Genomic DNA, 21,864 nt, shown 5'->3' on the forward strand with positions numbered 1-21,864 from the left:
AAAAGAGCCGCGAAAAGAAGAGGTCTGACCTTACTAGGATCAGACCCGGGGGATATTGATGGAGTATTTTGTCCAGCAGCTCGTCAATGGGCTGACTCTTGGCTCGATTTACGGTTTGATTGCCATTGGTTATACAATGGTTTACGGCATTATCGGCATGGTGAACTTCGCCCACGGCGATATCTTCATGCTGGGCGGTTTTGCGGCACTGATTGTCTATCTTATTCTGGTCGGGTTGTTCGGCGGTGTGCCGATTGCACTTGCCCTGTTCATCATGCTCATCGTGGCGATGGTGATGACGGGTTTGTGGAACTGGGTCATTGAAAAGATGGCCTACCGGCCGCTTCGCGGCTCCTTCCGCCTTGCGCCGCTGATCACCGCGATCGGCATGTCGATCGCGCTGTCAAACTTCATCCAGGTGACGCAAGGTCCGCGCAACAAGCCGATCCCGTCCATGGTATCGTCGGTCTACGATGTGTTCGGCATCTCGATCTCGCTGAAACAGATCATCATCGTTGTCGTGACGGCGGTTCTGTTGACGATCTTCTGGTATATCGTCAATTACACGCCGCTGGGACGGGCGCAGCGCGCCACCGAGCAGGACCGCAAGATGGCCGCGTTGCTCGGCATCGATGTCGACAAGACAATCTCGATCACCTTCATCATGGGTGCGGCACTGGCTGCCGTCGCCGGTACCATGTACCTGATGTATTACGGTGTCATCGTCTTCACCGACGGCTTCACGCCGGGCGTCAAGGCCTTCACGGCCGCTGTTCTGGGCGGTATCGGCTCGCTGCCGGGCGCTGTTCTGGGCGGTCTGATGATCGGTCTGATCGAGTCCCTCTGGTCCGCCTATTTCACCATCGACTACAAGGATGTCGCGACATTCTCGATCCTCGCCATCGTGCTGATTTTCAAGCCGTCGGGTATTTTGGGTCGGCCGGAAGTCGAGAAGGTATAAATCCATGGCAAACATCACCAACACACCTGAGAGCGCCGGCAGCAACCTGATGGCGCGGGCTCTGCGCGAGGGTTTTTATGCCGGCCTCATCGCTCTCGGTCTCTTCGTGCTGTTCGTCGGTCTGAAGACCGACCAGAACATTCTCAACGAATTGATCCTCGTTCAGCGCTGGGGGTTGCTCGCAATCTTCGTTGTCATTGCCGCAGTCGGCCGTTTCCTGTCGGTCGCCTTCATCCGGCCTTACCTGGCCGCGCGAAAGGCTGAAAAAGCCGCCGCGCCGGTCAAGGACGCCAACTTCTTCGTGCGCAATTTCAGCCTGATCGCCATTGCGGTCCTGATAGTCTATCCGCCCATCATGGTCGGACTGTTCGGCTTCCAGGGCTCGTTGAAATGGGTGGATAATTTCGGCATCCAGATCCTGATTTATGTGATGCTGGCCTGGGGGTTGAACATCGTCGTCGGTCTCGCCGGCCTGCTCGACCTGGGCTATGTCGCCTTCTATGCGGTGGGTGCCTATTCCTACGCACTGCTATCGTCGCATTTCGGCCTGTCCTTCTGGATCCTCCTGCCTTTGGCCGGCATCTTTGCCGCCCTTTGGGGCATGATCCTCGGCTTCCCGGTTCTGCGGCTCAAGGGTGACTACCTGGCAATCGTGACGCTGGCCTTCGGGGAAATTATCCGGCTGGTGCTGATCAACTGGACGGCCGTCACCAAGGGCACATTCGGTATCTCGGGCATTGCAAAGGCATCGGTCTTCGGCATCTGGTCTTTCGATGTCAGTGCGCCGAACAACTTTGCCAAGGCCTTCGCGCTGCCGATGTCGTCGTCCTATTACAAGATCTTCCTGTTCTATCTTATCCTGGCGCTCTGCCTGCTGACGGCGTTCGTCACCATCCGCCTGCGCCGCATGCCGATCGGCCGTGCCTGGGAAGCGCTGCGCGAAGACGAAATTGCCTGCCGCTCGCTCGGCATCAATACGGTGACGACCAAGCTCACCGCATTTGCGACAGGGGCGATGTTCGGCGGGTTTGCAGGCTCCTTCTTTGCCGTGCGCCAGGGCTTCGTCTCGCCGGAATCCTTCGTCTTCCTGGAATCGGCCATCATCCTTGCCATCGTGGTTCTCGGCGGCATGGGGTCGCTGATCGGTATCGCCGTTGCGGCGACGCTGATGATCGGCGGCACCGAGCTGTTGCGTGAAATGGAATTCCTGAAGCACATCTTCGGCCCCGATTTCACCCCGGAACTGTACCGCATGCTGATCTTCGGTCTGGCCATGATCATTGTCATGGTGTGGAAACCACGCGGCTTTGTCGGCTCGCGCGAACCCACGGCATTCCTGCGCGAACGCAAGAGTGTCTCCGGCAGCTTCACCAAGGAAGGTCACGGTTGATCATGGCCGGAACGAATACGATGACGAAAGATCCAATCCTCAAGGTCGACCATCTGTCGATGCGCTTCGGCGGCCTGATGGCCATCAACGACCTGTCGTTCGAAGCCTATCGCGGCGACATCACGGCACTGATCGGCCCGAACGGGGCCGGCAAGACCACGGTGTTCAACTGCATCACCGGCTTCTACAAGCCGACGATGGGCATGATCACGATGCGGCAGAAGGCGGGCAAGGAATATCTGCTCGAACGCATGTCGGATTTCGAGGTCAACCGCGACGCCAAGGTCGCCCGGACGTTCCAGAATATCCGGCTTTTCTCAGGGTTGACGGTGCTGGAAAACCTTCTGGTGGCACAGCACAACAAGCTGATGCTGGCATCGGGCTATACGATCCTCGGTCTCCTGGGCTTTCCAGCCTACAAGAAGGCTGCGGCGCAGTCGATCGAGCAGGCGAAATACTGGCTCGACAAGGCAAACCTGACCGACCGCGCCGACGATCCGGCAGGCGATCTGCCTTACGGCGCCCAGCGCCGTCTGGAAATTGCTCGCGCCATGTGCACCGGCCCGGAATTTCTCTGCCTCGACGAGCCGGCGGCCGGTCTCAACCCGCGCGAATCGTTGGCGCTCAACGAATTGTTGCGCAGCATCCGTCAGGATACCGGCACTTCGATCCTTCTGATCGAGCATGACATGTCGGTGGTCATGGAGATTTCCGACCATGTCGTGGTTCTGGAATACGGCCAGAAGATTTCGGATGGCAATCCGGACCATGTGAAGAACGATCCGAAGGTTATTGCGGCCTATCTCGGTGTGGAAGATGATGAGGTCGAAGAGGTGTTCGAAGAGATCGAGGAAATCGCTGTCGCTGCGCCGGGAGATACGCCCAAATGAGCGATAACCTTCTGCATGTCAAAGACGTCGAGACATATTACGGCAATATCCGGGCGCTCGGCGGCGTCGAAGTCGAAGTCAAGCGCGGCGAAATCGTCTGCATGATCGGTGCCAATGGCGCCGGCAAATCGACGCTGATGATGACGATCTGCGGCAGCCCGCAGGCAAAGACCGGCTCCGTCACGTTCGACGGGCAGGACATTACCCGGATGCCGACGCACGAGATCGCGCGTCTGCGCATCGCCCAGTCGCCGGAAGGCCGCCGGATCTTTCCGCGCATGACCGTCTATGAAAATCTTCAGATGGGCGCCAGCCTCGACAATCTGAAATATTTCAACGAGGACGTGGAAAAGATCTTCACGCTCTTTCCGCGCCTGAAGGAACGCCAGGCGCAGCGCGGCGGAACGCTTTCGGGCGGCGAGCAGCAGATGCTGTCGATCGGCCGTGCGCTGATGGCGCGCCCGAAGCTGCTGCTTCTTGACGAGCCGTCTCTCGGTCTGGCGCCCTTGATCGTCAAGGGCATCTTTGCGGCGATCAAGAAGCTCAATGAAGAGGAAGGGCTTACCGTCTTCCTCGTCGAGCAGAATGCGTTCGCAGCCCTGAAACTGTCCCATCGCGGCTATGTCATGGTCAATGGCAAGGTGACGATGAGCGGAACGGGCAAGGAATTGCTCGCCAATCCAGAAGTGCGCGCGGCCTATCTCGAAGGCGGTCATCATTGATGGCAGTCCGGCTCAATGGCAAAGGTATTTCTGCGCCGGGGCCGGTTTGCACATCCGATAAGTTGGGGCGTTCGCACGCGGTTTGAAAACCGCCCGGCGCTTTGAAGGGGAGAAACGGAATGCAAGGCATTCTCTACGAAGAACCCTCGGTTCTATACTTTGCGCTCATCACCATCGTGATGGGCGGATGGACGGCCTGGCGCACCGGAAAGAGCGCTGCCGAAGGCTGGAGCAGCTACGGCGTCCTGGTCGTCTACACGCTGCTTCTGGGCGTGGCGATCCGCTTCATTCACCACGCGCTTTTCAACGGCAGCATGCTGGTTTTGCAGTACTATGTCGTGGACACGATCATTCTTTTGCTGTTTGCTACGGCAGGTTACCGTTACTACCGCACGCAGCAGATGACCAACAATTACTACTGGCTCTATGAGAAGGTCACACCCTTTTCGTGGAAGTCCAAATGACAGAGGGAACCCCGTATTCAAGCCTTTGAGGCTCGATGCGGAGATAAGAATACCGGCGCGATTATGGTGGGTATCGTGACTGGTTTAAAATGCACCCGCTCAATTTTTTTGGGAGTAACAAGATGAAAAAGTCACTTTTGTCAGCTGTTGCGCTGACTGCAATGGTCGCTTTCAGCGGCACTGCATGGGCTGATCTGCTGGTTGGTGTTGGTGGCCCGTTGACAGGCCCGAACGCCGCTTTCGGCGCGCAGCTCCAGAAGGGTGCCGAGCAGGCCGCAGCTGACATCAATGCTGCCGGCGGCATCAACGGCGAGCAGATCAAGATCGTGCTCGGCGACGACGTTTCCGATCCGAAGCAGGGCGTTTCCGTTGCCAACAAGTTCGTTGCCGACGGCGTCAAGTTCGTGATCGGCCACTTCAACTCCGGCGTTTCGATCCCGGCTTCGGAAGTCTATGCTGAAAACGGCATCTTGCAGATCACCCCTGCATCCACCAACCCAGTGTTCACCGAGCGTGGCCTTTGGAACACCTTCCGTACCTGCGGCCGTGACGACCAGCAGGGCGCTGTTGCCGGTGCCTATATTGCTGCAAACTTCAAGGACGCCAAGGTTGCCGTCGTTCACGACAAGACACCTTACGGCCAGGGCCTGGCTGACCTGACCAAGGCTGCCATGAACGAAGCCGGCGTCAAGGAAGCCGTCTACGAAGGTATTACGGCTGGCGACAAGGACTTCTCGGCGCTGATCGCCAAGATGAAGGAAGCCGGCGTCACGCTGGTTTACTACGGCGGCCTGCACACGGAAGCCGGCCTCATCATGCGCCAGATGGCTGACCAGGGCCTGAAGGCAACCCTGATGTCGGGCGACGGTATCGTTTCGAACGAACTGGCTTCGATCGCTGGCGACGCTGTTGACGGCACGCTGATGACGTTCGCTCCGGATCCGCGCAAGAACCCGGCTGCAAAGGAACTGGTCGAAAAGTTCCGCGCAAACGGCTTTGAACCGGAAGCCTACACGCTCTACTCCTACGCAGCCCTCCAGGTCATCGCAGAAGCTGCCAAGACAACCGGCGGCAACGACCCGCAGGCTGTTGCCGAAAACATCAAGGGCAAGGGTCCGTTCAAGACCGTTATCGGCGAGTTCGGCTATGACGAAAAGGGCGACATCACCCGCCCGGACTACGTCATGTACACCTGGAAGAAGGGTGACGACGGCAAGTTCAGCTACTTCGAAAACGACAAGTAATCGTTTTTCGATGTCAGTGTGAATTGGTCCATCTGGACCGCGAAAGGCCCGGTATGTCCGGGCCTTTTTGCGTGGCGGAGTTCGATCTTCCAAACAGGGATGCGGGCTCGAAAAATGTTCTCCTCCTGCCGCATTTGGGCAATACGATGGATGAGCGCGCAACGCCATGGGCATGACGGTGGTGGACAAGATCACCGCGTTTTTCGAGATATGCGAGCACTTTTCAGGGTGAGGTGACTATTCCTGCCGCAATGCATTCGCCGCCTTGACGGCGGCGGAGGCGCGGTTTTCGACGCCGAGTTTGACGTAGATCTGTTCCAGGTGCTTGTTGACCGTTCGGGCGCTGAGGCCGAGGATCTCGCCGATGTCGCGATTGGATTTGCCCTTGGCGATCCAGAGCAGAACCTGGCCTTCGCGCACCGTCAGAGCAAAGTTTTGGCGCAAAACCTCGTCGTCGCTGGTCTGGCTGACGCCGGTCAGACGGAACAGGTATTCGTCGCCGCCGATCGCGCCGAGATAGGCGAGTTGCAGCACCGGCTGGCCGCTCTGGTGGATCATCAGCGGGCCGTCCTTGGAGACGCCGTGTTTTTCGCGCTCCTGCAGCCAGCCGCGAATATGGACCGCGAGCGTGTCCAGGCCGTCGTCGCGGCCGGTCGCCGCGTTGACGAGCCGGGTTGCCTGCGGTGTCGACCATTGGATGGTGCCATTGCTGCGCACGGCGAGCAGATGCCGTCCTGCCGCGTCGAGCGCCACGCGTGCACTTTGCGCCGATCGCGCGTTGGCCAGATGCACCCGGATGCGGGCGCGCAGTTCGTCGATGTTGATCGGCTTGGAGAGATAATCGACGCCGCCGGATTCGAGCGCGTGGACGATATGTTCGGTCTCGGTCAGTCCGGTCATGAAGATCACCGGCACCTGCGCTACGGCCGGATTGGTCTTCAGCGTCCGGCAGGTTTCAAAACCGTCCATGCCGGGCATGACGGCATCCATCAGAATTACGTCCGGCGTGATGCGATCGACGACATTGATGGCGGCATTGCCGGAGGTGGCGATCAGCACGGAGAAGCCGGATTGCTCCAGCGCGTCGGTGAGAAAGCCCAGTGTTTCTGGGGAATCGTCCACGATGAGCACGATGTCGCGCGGATGCACTGCTTCATTCACCAGCCGGTCTCCCCTGTTTGTTGATGTTCTGCAGGAAGTCGGCATAGCCGGCAAGGTCGAAAGCCTGGACATAGGTCTTGACCGCGTCGGTAAAGGGCTGGTTCTCCTCAAGCCGGGCGAGATCGGCGAGCTTGGCCTCGATGCCGCGGACATAGCCGATTTCGCCGAGCCGGATCAGTTCCTCAATATGGGCGGCGCCGGGGTTGGTCATGGTGCGCCGGGGTTTGGCCGTCTGCGCCGGCTGTACCGTGTCGCTATAGATCCATTCCAGCGCCAGATGCACGGCCAGCTTGTCCTGCAGCTGGCGGATATCGAAGGGCTTTGCAAGCGTGTCGTTATGGCCGGTATGGGTATCTGCCGCCGTACCATCTCCGATATTGGCCGACAGCATGATGACCGGCGCCGTCTGGCCGTGGTCGCGCAGGCGCGTGACCAGCTGCCAGCCATTCATGCCCGGCATCGAGATATCGATGAGGAAGAGATCGGGCTTGATGCCCTCGATCAGGGTGACGCATTCCATGCCGCCTGCAGCCGTCAAAACCACGAAATCGAGCGGCATCAGCACTTCGCGCATCAGGTCGCGATGGTCCTCGTTGTCATCGACGACGACGATGGTGCGGCGCGGGCCGGCATAACCGGCAATCTTGCGGATGGAGGGGAGAGACGCGGTTGGCCGGCTGATCGCCGACAGCATCAGCCGGACGCGAAAGGTGGAGCCCCGATCCCGCTCGCTTTCGACGACGATCTCGCCACCGAGCGTCTGGGTGAGAAGCTGGGTGATGGTGAGCCCCAGGCCAAGCCCTGGCATCGGCCGGATATGCTCGGCCTCGCCGCGCTGGAAAGGCTCGAAGATGCGCGGCAGGTCGGCCTGCGAAATGCCGCGGCCGGTGTCGGAGACGGTGAAGGTCGCCACCTGGCTGCGATAGGTGACGTCGAAGCGGATTTTGCCGGTATCTGTGAACTTGATGGCATTGGACAAGAGATTGACGAGGATCTGGCGCAGGCGCTTCTCGTCGGTGCGGACATATTGCGGCAGGGCGCTTGCCCGGTCATGCTCGAAAATGAGGCCCTTGGCCTGCGCCTGCGGGCGGAACATGTCGGTGATCTGGTCGAGGAAATCCTGGATGTTGATCTCGTTGGAATAGACCTGCAGGCGGCCGGCCTCGATCTTGGAAATGTCGAGAAGGCCGTCGATCAGGCCGGAGAGGTGGTCGGCGCTGCGCTTGATGACCTTGATGGCGGATTGCCGGGGTGCCGGGATGGTCTCGTCGCGCTCAAGGATCTGGGCATAGCCGAGTACGGCGTTGAGCGGGGTGCGCAATTCGTGGCTGAGGCCGACGACATAGCGGCTTTTGGCCCGGTTGGCGGCCTCGGCGGTCTCCTTGGCATATTGCAGGGCGGCGTCGGTTTTCTTGTGCGCGGCGATTTCCTTCAGGAGCAGGGTATTCTGGCGCGAGGATTCCTCTTCCGCCACCAGCCGGCTGTCATGGGCGAGCACATAGAACCAGCAGACGACGCCGGTCACGACGGCAAAGACGAAGAAGACCACGCCGACTGTCCGGTTGATCACCGATGCGGTTTCGGGCGAGGCGGTGCCGGTCTGGTGGGCGATCATCGCCAGGATGATGCCGATACAGGCAACCGACAGCACGACGGCGATGCCATAGCGGCCGAGCCGCGTGGACAGCGTCTCCATCACCTTTTGCGGCAGCAAAGCTTTGGCCACCACGGCTGTCTGGGCGTTGAAGCTCGCGTGCGGTTTGCACATGTCGTGGCAGCGGCTGTCCAGCGAGCAGCAGAGCGAACAGATCGGCGCGGAATAGGCCGGGCACCAGGCCATGTCCTCGGGCTCGAACGGATGTTCGCAGATCGAGCAGGTGACGGTCGAGAGTTTCTTCCAGCTCTGGCGGGGCTTGCGGGCGAGGTAATATTTGCCCTTCGTCGCCCAGGCGATGGCGGGGGAGACGATAAAGGCGGTGATCAGCGCGATATAGGGCGCAAGTGAGGCGGCCATGGCGCCGAACACGCCGAAATGGGCGGTCAGCGCAATCAGCGCCGATGCCGTCATGGCGCCGGTGCCGACCGGGTTGATATCGTAGAGATGGGCGCGCTTGAACTCGATATTGGGCGGCGCCAGCCCCAGCGGCTTGTTGATGAACAGATCGGCCGAGATGGTGCAGAGCCAGGCCATGGCGATGATGGAGAAAATGCCGAGTGTTTCCTCAAGCAGTTTGTAGATGCCCAGCTCCATCAGGAGAAGCGCGATCGCCACGTTGAACATCAGCCAGACGACGCGGCCGGGATGGCTGTGGGTGAGGCGGGAGAAGAAGTTCGACCAGGCGAGCGAGCCGGCATAGGCATTCATCACGTTGATCTTCAACTGCGACACGACGACGAAGGCAGCCATCAGCAGAAGCGCGGCATTGTGCCAGGGGATCATGTAGCCAAACGCGGTCAGGTACATATGCGCGGGATCGGCGGCATGTTCGACGGGCACCCCGGCGCTCAAGCACAGAACCACGAGGAACGAGCCCGCCAGCAGTTTTGGCGCGCCGACGATCACCCAGCCCGCTCCGGCGAGAAATACGGCAATCCGGTGATGCAGCTTGCGCTGGCCCTCCGGCGGCAGGAAGCGCAGGAAATCCACCTGCTCGCCGATCTGCGCCATCAGGGCGAGAATGACGGCGGAGGCGGCGCCGAACTCCAGCAGCGAGAATGGCGCTAGTGCGCCGGGCTCGCCCATCGGCTTGCCGGTGCCGGGAAAGGCAAGCCAGAGGTCGAACTTGCTCCAGTCCGCGAGCGCGATGAAAATGAACGGGGCTATGTTGAGGACGATCCAGAACGGCTGGGTCAGAAGCTGGAATTTGCTGATCAGCCGCACGCCATGGGTGACCAGCGGAATGACCATGACGGCGCTGATGATATAGCCGATCCAGACGGGGATGCCGAGCGCCAGCTCCAGCGCTGCCGACATGATGGATGCCTCGATGGCAAACAGCATGAAGGTGAAGCTCGCATAGATCAGCGAGGTAACGGTGGAGCCGATATAGCCGAAGCTCGCGCCGCGCGTCAAAAGGTCGATATCGACGCCGTGGCGGATGGCATAGCGGCTGATCGGCAGGCCGACGCCGAGCATGACGAGGCTGGCTGCGAGAATGGCGATGATGGCGTTGGTAGTGCCATAGGACAGCGTGATGGCGCCGCCGATCGCTTCCAGCGCCAGGAAGGAGATTGCCCCGATCGCGGTCTGCGAGATGCGCTGCGAGGAGAATTGCCGGGCGCTCTTGGCCGTGAAGCGCAAGGCATAGTCTTCCAGCGTCTGGTTGGCGACCCAGCGGTTATATTCGCGCCGGACCGGAATGATGCGCTGGCGTGCCGTCATGCCTAATTTATATTCCCATATTCAATGTGATCAATGATTAGGCAATGTCCTCCGGTCAAGGATTTTTTGCAAGTGCGAGAATCGGGTTGCCTCGGGAGGGCGAATTTGTTTCCACAATTGCCGCGTTGCACTCCCATGCTTGCAGGCTAGGGCCTTGCGTCCGGTCAAAGGGGCGATGATGTGTGCTGCAGTGCACAGTTCGCCCCGGTCACTACGTCAATTGACGTATACAGAATCCGGCACCCTCAACGGATAGTTCCAGCACGAACGGCATCCGCAAAAGCCGTCGTCAAAAGAACGAGAGGGGTTCACACATGACATACAAATCCCAGATCCTGGGCGCGTTCCTGGCTGGCGCGCTGGCCACGACAGCATTTTCCAGCGTCCAAGCTGCCGAAGACACGATCAAGGTCGGCGTGCTGCATTCGCTGTCCGGCACCATGGCCATCTCCGAGACGACGCTCAAGGATGCCATGCTGATGCTCATCGAAGAGCAGAACAAGAAGGGCGGCCTTCTCGGCAAGAAGCTTGAGGCCGTGGTTGTCGATCCCGCCTCCGACTGGCCGCTCTTTGCCGAAAAGGCCCGCGAACTGATCTCCGTCAACAAGGTCGCAGCCGTGTTCGGTTGCTGGACGTCGTCGTCGCGCAAGTCGGTCCTGCCGGTGTTCGAAGAGCTGAATTCGATCCTGTTCTACCCGGTCCAGTACGAGGGTGAGGAATCCTCGCGCAACATCTTCTATACCGGCGCTGCCCCGAACCAGCAGGCCATCCCGGCCGTCGATTATCTGATGAACACCGAAGGCGTCGAGCGTTTCGTGCTTGAAGGCACCGACTATGTCTATCCGCGCACGACCAACAAGATTCTGGAAGCCTATCTGATTGCCAAGGGCATTCCGAAGGAAGACATCCTGATCAACTATACGCCGTTCGGTTTTTCCGACTGGCAGACGGAAGTGGCCAAGATCAAGGAATTCGGTTCGGCCGGCAAGAAGACCGCCGTCGTCTCGACCATCAATGGCGATGCCAACGTTCCGTTCTACAAGGAACTCGGCAACAAGGGCATCAAGGCCACCGATATTCCGGTTGTCGCTTTCTCGGTCGGCGAAGAAGAGCTTGCCGGTCTCGACACCAAGCCGCTGGTCGGCCATCTCGCTGCCTGGAACTATTTCCAGTCCGTCGATGCCCCGGCCAATGCCGAATTCATCAAGCAGTGGCATGCCTTCACTAAGAACGACAAGCGCGTCACCAATGACCCGATGGAAGCCGCCTATATCGGCTTCAATGCCTGGGTAAAGGCTGTCGAAGCGGCCGGAACCACCGAAACGGATGCCGTTCTCGACACGATCATCGGCACCAGCGTTCCCAACCTTTCGGGCGGCTACTCCACCGTGATGCCAAACCACCACATCACCAAGCCCGTTCTGATCGGCGAAATCCAGGCGGACGGCCAGTTTGAAATCGTCCAGCAGACCCCGCAGGTCGTTGGCGACGAATGGTCGGACTTCCTGCCGGACTCCAAGGATCTGATTTCCGATTGGCGCAAGCCGATGTCCTGCGGCAACTTCAACGTTGCAACGGGCAAGTGCGGCGGCAAGGGTTCCTGATTTCGACGAATACCGGCTGTTTCATCAAGATCAGCATAATCCGGCAATGGCCTGACCGCCGTTTCCCGAAGTCCATTTTCAGAACGTCCTGATTAAAATGTGACTACCCTCCGCTCAGACCCGTCTGGGCGGAGGGACCTGATCCCGCCCTATCTGGCATGGTTTCTGCATGGCTAAGCTTAAGGATGCGGTTGCGGGGCGGGTCCTGTTCGATGTGATCGCCGGGCAAGCGGATTGCGGAAATCTTAAGCAACAGCGCCGGCATCAAGCCTCTCCCGTCAATGCGCGGTGCCCAAGCCGACGAACAACCCAAGCGAACGGACAAGAAGAGCTCATGTATCGCGCCCTCCAGACCTTTCTTGTTGCCCTCTGCCTGCTGGTCGGTTGCCTTGCAACGGGCCTGCGTGCGCAGGAAGATATCCGGCCGCTGGTCGATGCACTGGGGGCAACCGCGTTCCCGCAGAAGATCGAGGCGGTCAAGGCGCTGGCCGCATCGGGCAATCCGAAAACGGGCGAAATCCTGCAAAATCTCAGCGACGGCAAACTCTATGCGCCAAGGACCGGCGGCCCGGTCTTTCTCGAAGGCCCGTCTGACGGCACCTATCTCGATGTGCTGACCGGCGTTGCCGCCGCCGGGGTGCCGGGGAACCTGGCCAAGATCCGGCTGAACAATGGTTTGCGCGGTGCCATCGGCGCGGCGCTCAGCCAGTTGACCCTTTTAAGCCCCGAGCGCCCGGCACGCCTTGCGGCCGCGCAGGACCTGCTCAAGAGTGCCGATCCGGATAATCTCGCGCTGTTGAATTCCGCGCTTTCGCAGGAGCAGGATGCCGAGGTCAAGGCGACGATGGAGGCCGCGCGCGCCGTTATCCTGCTCAAGACCGATGGCAGCGCTGCGGACAAGAAGTCCGCCATCGACACGATCGCGGCACGCGGCAATCGCGATGCGCTGACAATCCTGACGGCTGCAATGGCGACTGCGCCGGATGATCTGAAGCCCGCAATCGAGGCGCATATTGACACGATCAACCGCAGCCTTGCCGCCTGGGATGTGGCGCAGAACGTCTGGTACGGCCTGTCGCTCGGCTCGGTGCTTTTGCTGGCGGCAATCGGCCTTGCCATTACCTTCGGCGTCATGGGCATCATCAACATGGCACATGGCGAAATGGTCATGCTCGGCGCCTATACGACCTATGTGGTGCAGCAGACGGTGGCGGCCGTTGCCCCCGGCATGACCGATTATTCGCTGGCTTTTGCCGTTCCCGCCGCATTCCTGTTTACCGGCCTGGTCGGGGTCGGCATCGAGCGCAGCGTCATCCGCTGGCTCTACGGCCGGCCGCTCGAAACGCTGCTCGCCACCTGGGGTATTTCGCTGATCCTGCAGCAGGCGATCCGCACCATTTTCGGCCCGACAAACCGGCAGGTGGACAATCCCAGCTGGATGTCCGGCGTCTTTGAGGCCGGTGGTCTCGCCATCACCTATAACCGTATGTGGATCATCGTCTTCTCGCTCGGTGTCTTCGTGGCGCTGCTCCTGCTGCTCAAGCGCTCCAAGTTCGGCCTGCAGATGCGCGCGGTCACGCAGAACCGGCGCATGGCGTCCTCGATGGGCATTCGCACCCCTTGGGTCGATGCGCTGACCTTTGGCCTCGGTTCCGGCATTGCCGGCATGGCGGGCGTGGCGCTCAGCCAGATCGACAATGTCTCGCCCAATCTCGGCCAGAACTACATTATCGACAGTTTCATGGTCGTGGTGTTCGGCGGCGTCGGCAATCTCTGGGGCACGCTGGTCGGCGCCTTGACGCTCGGGATCGCCAACAAGTTCCTTGAGCCCTATGCCGGCGCGGTGCTCGGCAAGATCCTCATCCTCGTCTTCATCATCCTATTCATCCAGCGGCGGCCTCGCGGCCTGTTCGCGCTCAAGGGAAGGGCGGTCGAACAATGATTGCGCAAATGCTGTTCATGCGGCACGAGAAAAAGACGCTCTGGGCCGTGTTCCTGATCCTGCTGGCCGCAGCCTTAGTGCCGCTTGCCAATCTGCTTATCCCGCAAGACAGCGCCTTCCATGTGCCCGGCTATCTCGTGCCGTTGCTTGGAAAATATCTCTGCTACGCGCTTCTTGCGCTCGCACTGGATCTCGTCTGGGGCTATTGCGGCATTCTTTCGCTCGGCCATGGCGCATTTTTCGCGCTCGGCGGATATGCCATGGGCATGTATCTGATGCGCCAGATCGGCGATCGCGGCGTCTATGCCAATCCGCTGCTGCCGGATTTCATGGTCTTTCTGAATTGGCAGGAATTGCCCTGGTACTGGTACGGCTTCAACCATTTCGCCTTTGCGGCGCTGATGGTGCTCCTGGTGCCGGGACTGCTTGCCTTCGTCTTCGGCTGGTTTGCCTTCCGCTCGCGCGTCACCGGCGTCTATCTGTCGATCATCACCCAGGCCATGACCTACGCGCTGCTGCTTGCCTTCTTCCGCAACGAAATGGGCTTTGGCGGCAATAACGGCCTCACCGACTTCAAGGAAATCCTCGGCTTCAACGTCCAGGCGGGGGGTACGCGGGCCGCATTGTTTGCCGCAACCGCTATCGCCTTGGCGCTGGCTCTGCTGCTCAGTTCCGCCATCGTCCGCTCGAAATACGGCAAGGTGCTGGTCGGCGTGCGCGATGCCGAAAGCCGGACCCGGTTTCTGGGTTACCGTGTCGAGAACATGAAGCTGTTCATCTTCACCGTCTCGGCGATGATGGCCGGTGTGGCCGGTGCGCTCTACGTGCCGCAGGTCGGCATTATCAACCCCGGCGAATTCGCTCCGGCAAACTCGATCGAAGTGGTGATCTGGACGGCGGTCGGCGGGCGCGGCACCCTGATCGGCCCGATCATCGGCGCCATCCTCGTCAATTTCGGCAAGAGCATCTTCACGGCCGCCTTCCCGGAATTCTGGCTGTTTGCGCTCGGCGCGCTGTTTGTGGCGACCACGCTGTTCCTGCCCAAGGGCGTGGTCGGGACCGTCCAGCAGTTCCTTGCCCGGCGCAAGGAGCAGAAAAAAGCGGATGCCGTGGAGAAGGCCTACCAGGACAAGGCGGCTGCCAAGGCGGACAGCCAGCTTGCGACACTGAAACCCCAGGCTGCGGAGTAGAACCGATGGATGAAAAGACCTCCCGCAGCCTGCTGTATCTCGATGGCGTTTCGGTCTCGTTCGACGGATTCAAGGCGCTGAATTCGCTGTCCTTCGTGGTCGAGCCCGGCGAGCTCCGGGCCATAATCGGACCGAACGGGGCCGGCAAGACGACGATGATGGACATCATCACCGGCAAGACCCGGCCCGACAGCGGCCAGGTGTTCTTCAACGGCGATATCGATCTGACCAAGAAGGACGAGGCTAATATCGCCCAGCTCGGCATCGGCCGCAAGTTCCAGAAGCCGACGGTGTTCGAAAGCCATACGGTCTGGGACAATATCGAACTGGCGCTCAACCGGAAACGCGGGGTGTTTTCGACGCTGTTCTACCGCCTGACACCGGCCGACAAGGCGCGCATCGAGGAGATCCTCGAAACGGTGCGCATGACGTCCCGCAAGGACGATCTCGCCGCCAATCTCTCGCATGGGCAGAAACAGTGGCTGGAAATCGGCATGCTTCTGGCGCAGGAACCGAAGCTGCTTCTGGTCGATGAACCGGTGGCCGGCATGACCGACGCGGAAACGGCCGAGACCGCCATCCTGCTGAAAGAAATCGCCAAGACCCGCTCGGTCGTCGTCGTCGAACATGACATGGGCTTCATCCGGGATCTCGGCGTCAAGGTAACCTGCCTTGCCGAGGGCTCGGTGCTTGCCGAAGGTTCGATCGATTTCGTCAGCAACGATCCGAAAGTGATCGAGAATTATTTGGGGCGGTGAGGATGCGTTTACCCTCCCCTTGAGGGGGAGGGTCGGCGCGAAGCGGCGGGGTGGGGTGATTTTCAGCGTCAAACAATGGGTCACCCCCACCCGCAGCGTTGCTGCGACCTCCCCCCTCAAGGGGGAGGTGTTACCGAGACAACGCCGCCACCCAGATCGCCGGGATGGACAGAAGGAAGAAGAGCATGCTGACCGTCGACAACATCAATCTGCACTACGGCGCGGCCCAGGCCCTTCGTGGCGTCTCCATCACGGCGCCGATGGGTAAGATCACCTGTGTGCTCGGCCGCAACGGTGTCGGCAAGACCAGCCTGTTGCGTGCCATTACCGGTCAGCATGGGCCGAGCGCCGGCACCATCGCCTTCAACGGCACGGTGCTGAACGGCATGGCGCCCTATAACCGGGCCAAGCACGGTATCGGGTTCGTGCCGCAGGGCCGCGAAGTCTTTCCGCTTTTGACGGTCAAGGAAAACCTGGAATCGGGCTATGCGCCGGTAGCACGCAAGGACCGGTACATTCCCGAGGATATTTTCAACCTGTTTCCGATCCTGCGCTCGATGCTTGGCCGCCGCGGCGGAGATCTGTCGGGCGGGCAGCAGCAGCAGCTGGCGATTGGCCGGGCGCTGGTGACGCGGCCGAAAATCCTGGTTCTGGACGAGCCGACCGAGGGCATCCAGCCGTCGATCATCAAGGATATCGGGCGGGCGATCCAGTATCTGCGCGATTCCACCGGGATGGCAATTCTGCTTGTGGAACAATATCTTGACTTCTGCCGTGAGCTTGCAGACCATGTCTATATCATGGACCGCGGCGAGATCGTGCATGAAGGCCCGGCCGAAACGCTGGATACGCCGGAAGCGCGCCGCCACCTCACAGTGTGACATCGGATGGCAATGGCTGAGGCAGCAGAGATCGCTCCGCAAAGGGCATGGGGCAAAGGGCGGCTGGTGGCAAAGCCGTTTGCGGGGCGTACCCGGCTTTGCGAATTCTACCAGGAGGGCTGCGCCAAGATCAGGCTGCCCGATACGTTCGACACGACGATGGAAGCGGTGCTGATCAACAGTTCCGGCGGCCTGACCGGTGGCGACCATATGGAGTGGTCGTTCGTGGCCGGCGAGGGCACGCATCTCACCCTGACTACGCAGGCCTGCGAGAAGATCTACAGGGCAAGTGCCGGCACCGCTGATGTGACCGCGCAGATTTCGGTTGGCGCGGGGGCGACTGTCCATTGGCTGCCGCAGGAAACCATCCTGTTCGACCGCGCTTCGCTGTCACGCAAGCTGGAGGTCGATCTGGCCGAAGGGGCGGAATTTCTGGCGGTCGAGGCCGTGCTTCTCGGCCGCAAGGCGATGGGCGAGGCAATGCGCGAAGGCCTGTTTCAGGACCGCTGGCGCATCCGCAGCAACGGGGCGCTGCTGCATGCGGAAAACCTCAGGCTGAACGGTGATATCACCGGCCTGACGCAGGAGATCTCGGTGCTCGGCGGGCAGGTGGCTTTTGCGACACTGTTTTACACCGGCGCCGATTGCGAGCGCCACGTCGATACTCTGCGCGGCCTGATCGGTGGTATTGCCGGCGGGGTGAGCCAGTATCAGGTTGTGGGCAAGGACAAGCTGATTGCCCGCCTCGTTGCGCCGGATGGTTTTGCCTTGAGAAAAATCCTCATCCCGGTCATTTCGCACTTGCGCAAGGGCGCCTCTGTGCCGAAAGTCTGGAACCTGTAATCGACCTGCAATCTGGTGACCGCGCATGAACCTGACACCCCGTGAAAAAGATAAACTGCTGATTTCGATGGCAGCGATGGTCGCCCGCCGGCGGCTGGAGCGCGGCGTCAAGCTCAATCATCCTGAAGCGATCGCGCTGATCACCGATTTTGTCGTCGAGGGCGCCCGCGACGGCCGCTCGGTGCCGGATCTGATGGAGGCGGGGGCGCATGTCATCACCCGCGCCCAAGTGATGGAGGGCATCCCCGAGATGATCCACGACATCCAGATCGAGGCGACGTTTCCGGACGGGACCAAGCTGGTCACCGTTCACGAACCCATTCGCTGAGGGAACGGCCATGCTGCAACTGAGACCCAATTGTGAATGCTGCAACAAGGACCTGCCGCCCGGCAGCCGCGAGGCGATGATCTGCAGTTTCGAATGCACCTTCTGCACCCAGTGTGTTTCCGACGTTCTCGACGGACAATGCCCCAATTGCAGCGGCGAACTTGTGCGCCGCCCGGTTCGCCCTGCCGCCAAGCTCGGCAAGTTCCCGGCCTCCACAGAGCGGGTCTTGAAGGCCGAAGGCTGTGCGCCGATCAAGGCTGCCTGAACAGGAGAGATGATACGATGATCCCTGGTGAAATTATTGCGGCAAGCGGTGATATCGAGCTGAATGCAGGGCTGGAAACCGTGTCGCTGGAGGTCTCCAACAGCGGCGACCGGCCGGTGCAGGTGGGCAGCCATTATCATTTCGCCGAGACGAATGCGGCCCTTTTGTTCAACAGGCCGGTGGCGCATGGCAGGCGGCTCGATATCCCGGCCGGAACGGCCGTGCGTTTCGAGCCCGGGCAGACCCGCAGCGTCACGCTCATTCCCTTTGCCGGAAAGCGCGAGGTCTATGGTTTTCGCCAGAAGGTGATGGGTAAGTTATGAGGCGTTTTTTCTTCATATCAGGGCTGCTTACCGCCACGCTTTTTCAAGGTATTGTTTCTGCGCAGGCGCAAGAACAACCGAATGTCGATTGCGCCAATGCCGAGACCCAGACTGACATGACGATCTGCGCCAACAAGGATTACGAGGCGGCCGATACCGAGCTGAACGCGGTCTATAAGAAGGCCATGGCGGCGATGAAGAATGCCGATAAGGACCTTGCCGAGATCGATGCAAATTATCCCGGCGCCGTCGATGCCCTGAAGAAAGCCCAGCGGGCCTGGATCGATTATCGTGACGGGCAGTGTGAGCTGGCCGGGTTTGAAGCGCGGGGAGCATCGCTTGAGCCGATGCTGGTGTCCGTCTGTCTTGCCGGCCTGACGAAGAAGCGTAGCGAGGAACTGAAGGGCTTTACCGAAGGATTTGGAAACTGAGCGATGGGAAACCGAGCGGTAGGGAAACTGAGGTGCCCATGACCGCGCGCCGGACCATCATGATTGTTGGAAACGGGCCGATGCCAAAAGGCGCGGCCGCTGTTATCGACGCCGCCGATCTGGTGATCCGCTTCAATGATTGCCGCTCCTGTGGCGCTGGGGGAGAGAAGACGGATATCGTCGCCGTCTGCAACACGGGGCGCCCGGCGCTTTCCATGCTGGGTGGCGGTGTCTGGAAGAGCCATGCGGCCGTTCGGCAGGCGGCTTCGATCTGGTGTGTCCGTGATGGCGCGAAGTTCCAGGCTCTGCGCGGGAAACTTAATGTCACGCATCCGGATCTCGGCGATCTCTGCGACGACTATACCGATGGTTTTTTCGCCTTTGCGCAGGCGACCGGGCGGGGCTTCCATACGGTTCCGGCCTTGACGCATGAGAGCGTCGATGCGGCGCTGGAGCGGTTCGATCCGGGTGCCTATGTCGTGCCGAGCAGCGGCCTGATCGTCATCGCCGAAATCCTCGCACATTGGCGCCAGCCGGGCGACCGCGTGGTGCTTGCCGGTTTCGGCCATGCGGGCTGGGAGGGGCATCCGTTTGCGGCGGAAAGGGAAATGGTCGAAGACTTTATTCGCGAAGGAAAGCTGGAGCGGCTTGAACCTTCCATTGCTAAGCCGTCTGCTAATCCTTACATTTTGGCAGAAAGGTAAGGAAATCATCATGGCTGAATCTGCAAAAATCACGTCGAAGAACCAGATCACACTGCCTGCGCGGGTCCGCAAAACGCTGGGGATCGGCGTGGGTGACAAGGTGGATTTTGTTGCCACAGCCAATGGCACGTTCGAACTGAGGTCCCGCAAGGAGACGCTGGCCGGTCTGCGTGGCGCGATCAAACCCGGCCAGACGATATCGGATGGGGACATCGACAGCTGGATACAGGACGCGCGCTCGGCGGGCGGGAAAGTCAGCGATGATTGGAATTGATACCAACGTCCTGCTGCGCTGGCTTGTCGATGCCGGGACGATAGATGACGCGCCGGATCAGACACACGTCGTTGAAGACCTGATCCTTCACAGTGAGGAGCAGTTTTTCGTCAATCATATCGTCATTGCGGAAACGATATGGGTGCTGCGAAACAGGATGGGCCAAAAGAAGACGATCATTCGCGACATCATCGAGCGCATCTTGCACGCGGCCAATGTGACCGTTCTCGATCCCGACAGTGTCAGCAGCGCTCTGAACAGCTTTTTGAACTATCCCGGTGATTACTCTGACCATCTCATCGGAGAGGTCAACAGGAAAAACGGTTGCCGGACGACGATGACGTTCGACAAGGCAGCATCGAAATCCCCCAATTTTTCCGAACTTCAGAGGTAGACCATGTCCTACAAAATGTCGCGCGCGGCCTATGCCAGCATGTTTGGTCCCACCACCGGCGACAAGGTTCGGCTGGCGGATACAGAATTGTTTATCGAGGTGGAGAAGGATTTCACCACCTATGGTGACGAGGTGAAATTCGGCGGCGGCAAGGTCATTCGCGACGGCATGGGCCAGAGCCAGGCAACGCGGGCTCAAGGCGCTGTCGATACCGTCATCACCAATGCGTTGATCATTGATCACACCGGCATCGTCAAGGCCGATATCGGTTTGAAGAACGGCCGGATCGCGGCGATCGGCAAGGCCGGCAATCCGGATACGCAGCCCGGCGTGACCATCATCGTCGGTCCCTCTACCGAGGTGATTGCCGGCGAAGGCAAGATCGTCACGGCGGGCGGCATGGACGCCCATATCCATTTCATCTGCCCGCAGCAGATCGAGGAAGCGCTGATGTCGGGGATCACCACGATGCTTGGCGGCGGTTCCGGCCCCGCGCATGGCACGCTGGCGACGACCTGCACGGGCGCCTGGCATATCGAGCGGATGATCGAGAGCTTTGACGGCTTTCCGATGAATCTCGCGCTGGCCGGCAAGGGCAATGCCTCGCTGCCGGCGCCGCTGGAGGAAATGATCCTTGCCGGCGCGTCCAGCCTGAAGCTGCACGAGGACTGGGGCACGACGCCTGCCGCCATCGACAATTGCCTGTCGGTTGCCGATGGCTTTGACGTGCAGGTGATGATCCACACCGACACGCTGAACGAAAGCGGTTTCGTCGAGGATACGATCGACGCCATCAGGGGCCGCACGATCCACGCCTTCCACACCGAAGGGGCAGGCGGCGGCCATGCGCCTGACATCATCAAGATCTGCGGCCAGTCGAACGTCATCCCGTCCTCGACCAACCCGACCCGGCCCTACACGATCAACACCTTGGCCGAACATCTTGACATGCTGATGGTCTGCCATCACCTGTCGCCCTCCATTCCTGAAGATATTGCATTTGCGGAAAGCCGGATCCGCAAGGAAACCATCGCGGCCGAAGACATTCTCCACGATATCGGCGCCTTCTCGATCATTTCCTCCGATAGCCAGGCGATGGGCCGGGTCGGTGAGGTGGCGATCCGCACCTGGCAGACCGCCGACAAGATGAAGCGGCAGCGGGGGCGGCTGGCGCAGGAGACCGGCGACAACGATAATTTCCGGGTACGCCGCTATATCGCCAAATACACCATCAATCCCGCCATCGCCCAAGGTCTCTCCCATGAGATCGGCTCGATCGAACCGGGCAAACGCGCCGATCTGGTGCTGTGGAATCCTGCCTTCTTCGGCGTGAAGCCCGACATGGTGCTTCTTGGCGGCATGATCGCGGCCGCTCCGATGGGTGATCCCAACGCCTCCATCCCGACGCCGCAACCGGTGCATTACCGGCAGATGTTCGGCGCCTTTGGCAAGGCACGGACGAATTCCTCGGTCACCTTCGTGTCGCAGGCCTCGCTGGACGGCGGCCTGCAGGCGCGCCTTGGTGTTGCCAAGCAGTTGATCGCGGTGAAAAACACCCGTGGCGGCATCAGCAAGGCCTCGATGATCCACAATAGCCTGACGCCGCATATCGAGGTCGATCCGGAAACCTACGAGGTGCGCGCCGATGGCGAGCTTTTGACCTGCGAACCGGCAACCGTCTTGCCGATGGCGCAACGCTACTTCATGTTCTAG

Annotated in this window: 22 protein-coding genes; 20 read left to right on the forward strand and 2 right to left on the reverse strand. The window is 60.3% G+C overall.

What is annotated here, in order from left to right:
• The first annotated feature begins 58 nt into the window (after window positions 1-58).
• The 6 genes from ASD32_RS19475 to ASD32_RS19500 all read left to right on the forward strand — a co-directional run bounded on the left by ASD32_RS19475 (window position 59) and on the right by ASD32_RS19500 (window position 5,671).
• The gene (locus ASD32_RS19475) at window positions 59-961 is read left to right on the forward strand and encodes a branched-chain amino acid ABC transporter permease (protein ID WP_060639711.1); all 903 of its coding nucleotides are present in this window, start codon (window positions 59-61) and stop codon (window positions 959-961) included.
• A 4-nt stretch (window positions 962-965) separates the two neighbouring features.
• Window positions 966-2,351 carry a high-affinity branched-chain amino acid ABC transporter permease LivM gene (livM, locus tag ASD32_RS19480; protein WP_060639712.1) on the forward strand — a complete coding sequence of 462 codons (1,386 nt, stop codon included), beginning with the start codon at window positions 966-968 and terminating at the stop codon, window positions 2,349-2,351.
• A complete protein-coding gene (locus tag ASD32_RS19485) occupies window positions 2,351-3,241 on the forward strand; it encodes an ABC transporter ATP-binding protein (RefSeq protein ID WP_162252678.1) in 891 nt (296 codons plus the stop codon). The genes livM and ASD32_RS19485 overlap by 1 nt, the downstream gene beginning before the upstream one ends.
• Window positions 3,238-3,963, forward strand: coding sequence for an ABC transporter ATP-binding protein (locus ASD32_RS19490; RefSeq protein WP_060639714.1), 726 nt, complete (start codon window positions 3,238-3,240; stop codon window positions 3,961-3,963). The genes ASD32_RS19485 and ASD32_RS19490 overlap by 4 nt, the downstream gene beginning before the upstream one ends.
• A 119-nt stretch (window positions 3,964-4,082) precedes the next feature.
• Complete coding sequence (locus ASD32_RS19495; protein ID WP_060639715.1) at window positions 4,083-4,427, forward strand: DUF6867 family protein; 345 nt, start codon at window positions 4,083-4,085, stop codon at window positions 4,425-4,427.
• Window positions 4,428-4,549: 122 nt separating this feature from the next.
• Window positions 4,550-5,671 (forward strand): branched-chain amino acid ABC transporter substrate-binding protein, encoded by a 1,122-nt coding sequence (locus ASD32_RS19500; protein WP_060639716.1) that lies wholly within the window; start codon window positions 4,550-4,552, stop codon window positions 5,669-5,671.
• Between the two features lie 237 nt (window positions 5,672-5,908).
• Here the strand turns inward: ASD32_RS19500 and ASD32_RS19505 are convergent, their stop codons facing one another.
• Window positions 5,909-6,832 (reverse strand): response regulator transcription factor, encoded by a 924-nt coding sequence (locus ASD32_RS19505; protein ID WP_060639717.1) that lies wholly within the window; start codon window positions 6,830-6,832, stop codon window positions 5,909-5,911.
• Window positions 6,825-10,214: an ATP-binding protein gene (locus ASD32_RS19510; protein ID WP_060639718.1), complete on the reverse strand. Its 3,390-nt coding sequence runs from the start codon at window positions 10,212-10,214 to the stop codon at window positions 6,825-6,827. The genes ASD32_RS19505 and ASD32_RS19510 overlap by 8 nt, the downstream gene beginning before the upstream one ends.
• 314 nt (window positions 10,215-10,528) lie before the next feature.
• On the opposite strand from ASD32_RS19510, the gene urtA reads away from it, so the two are divergent.
• From urtA to ureC, 14 genes are all read left to right on the forward strand, one after another.
• Window positions 10,529-11,818, forward strand: coding sequence for an urea ABC transporter substrate-binding protein (gene urtA, locus ASD32_RS19515; RefSeq protein ID WP_060639719.1), 1,290 nt, complete (start codon window positions 10,529-10,531; stop codon window positions 11,816-11,818).
• 334 nt (window positions 11,819-12,152) lie between these two features.
• Window positions 12,153-13,760 (forward strand): urea ABC transporter permease subunit UrtB, encoded by a 1,608-nt coding sequence (gene urtB / locus ASD32_RS19520; RefSeq protein WP_060639720.1) that lies wholly within the window; start codon window positions 12,153-12,155, stop codon window positions 13,758-13,760.
• Window positions 13,757-14,950: an urea ABC transporter permease subunit UrtC gene (gene urtC / locus ASD32_RS19525; protein WP_060639721.1), complete on the forward strand. Its 1,194-nt coding sequence runs from the start codon at window positions 13,757-13,759 to the stop codon at window positions 14,948-14,950. The genes urtB and urtC overlap by 4 nt, the downstream gene beginning before the upstream one ends.
• Before the next feature lie 5 nt (window positions 14,951-14,955).
• Entirely contained in the window at window positions 14,956-15,708 is a 753-nt protein-coding gene (urtD, locus tag ASD32_RS19530) for an urea ABC transporter ATP-binding protein UrtD (protein WP_060639722.1), read from the forward strand.
• A 185-nt stretch (window positions 15,709-15,893) separates the two neighbouring features.
• On the forward strand, window positions 15,894-16,589 hold the full coding sequence (gene urtE, locus ASD32_RS19535; protein ID WP_060639723.1) for an urea ABC transporter ATP-binding subunit UrtE: 696 nt from the start codon (window positions 15,894-15,896) through the stop codon (window positions 16,587-16,589).
• Between the two features lie 12 nt (window positions 16,590-16,601).
• On the forward strand, window positions 16,602-17,432 hold the full coding sequence (locus ASD32_RS19540) for an urease accessory protein UreD (protein ID WP_060639762.1): 831 nt from the start codon (window positions 16,602-16,604) through the stop codon (window positions 17,430-17,432).
• A 25-nt stretch (window positions 17,433-17,457) separates the two neighbouring features.
• Window positions 17,458-17,760, forward strand: coding sequence for an urease subunit gamma (locus ASD32_RS19545; protein WP_037099076.1), 303 nt, complete (start codon window positions 17,458-17,460; stop codon window positions 17,758-17,760).
• Window positions 17,761-17,770: 10 nt separating this feature from the next.
• The gene (locus tag ASD32_RS19550) at window positions 17,771-18,025 is read left to right on the forward strand and encodes a DUF1272 domain-containing protein (protein ID WP_060639724.1); all 255 of its coding nucleotides are present in this window, start codon (window positions 17,771-17,773) and stop codon (window positions 18,023-18,025) included.
• 17 nt (window positions 18,026-18,042) lie between these two features.
• Window positions 18,043-18,348, forward strand: coding sequence for an urease subunit beta (locus tag ASD32_RS19555; protein ID WP_060639725.1), 306 nt, complete (start codon window positions 18,043-18,045; stop codon window positions 18,346-18,348).
• Window positions 18,345-18,779 carry a lysozyme inhibitor LprI family protein gene (locus ASD32_RS19560; protein WP_082546832.1) on the forward strand — a complete coding sequence of 145 codons (435 nt, stop codon included), beginning with the start codon at window positions 18,345-18,347 and terminating at the stop codon, window positions 18,777-18,779. Before ASD32_RS19555 ends, ASD32_RS19560 begins: the two co-directional genes overlap by 4 nt.
• A 38-nt stretch (window positions 18,780-18,817) precedes the next feature.
• Window positions 18,818-19,483, forward strand: coding sequence for a hypothetical protein (locus tag ASD32_RS19565; protein WP_060639726.1), 666 nt, complete (start codon window positions 18,818-18,820; stop codon window positions 19,481-19,483).
• A 10-nt stretch (window positions 19,484-19,493) separates the two neighbouring features.
• Window positions 19,494-19,757: an AbrB/MazE/SpoVT family DNA-binding domain-containing protein gene (locus tag ASD32_RS30050; protein ID WP_060639727.1), complete on the forward strand. Its 264-nt coding sequence runs from the start codon at window positions 19,494-19,496 to the stop codon at window positions 19,755-19,757.
• The gene (locus ASD32_RS19575) at window positions 19,744-20,151 is read left to right on the forward strand and encodes a type II toxin-antitoxin system VapC family toxin (protein ID WP_060639728.1); all 408 of its coding nucleotides are present in this window, start codon (window positions 19,744-19,746) and stop codon (window positions 20,149-20,151) included. Before ASD32_RS30050 ends, ASD32_RS19575 begins: the two co-directional genes overlap by 14 nt.
• Before the next feature lie 3 nt (window positions 20,152-20,154).
• Window positions 20,155-21,864 (forward strand): urease subunit alpha, encoded by a 1,710-nt coding sequence (gene ureC / locus ASD32_RS19580; RefSeq protein ID WP_060639729.1) that lies wholly within the window; start codon window positions 20,155-20,157, stop codon window positions 21,862-21,864.

Origin of the sequence: Rhizobium sp. Root483D2 (assembly GCF_001426685.1) — a bacterium.
Classification (GTDB): Bacteria; Pseudomonadota; Alphaproteobacteria; order Rhizobiales; family Rhizobiaceae; genus Pararhizobium; species Pararhizobium qamdonense.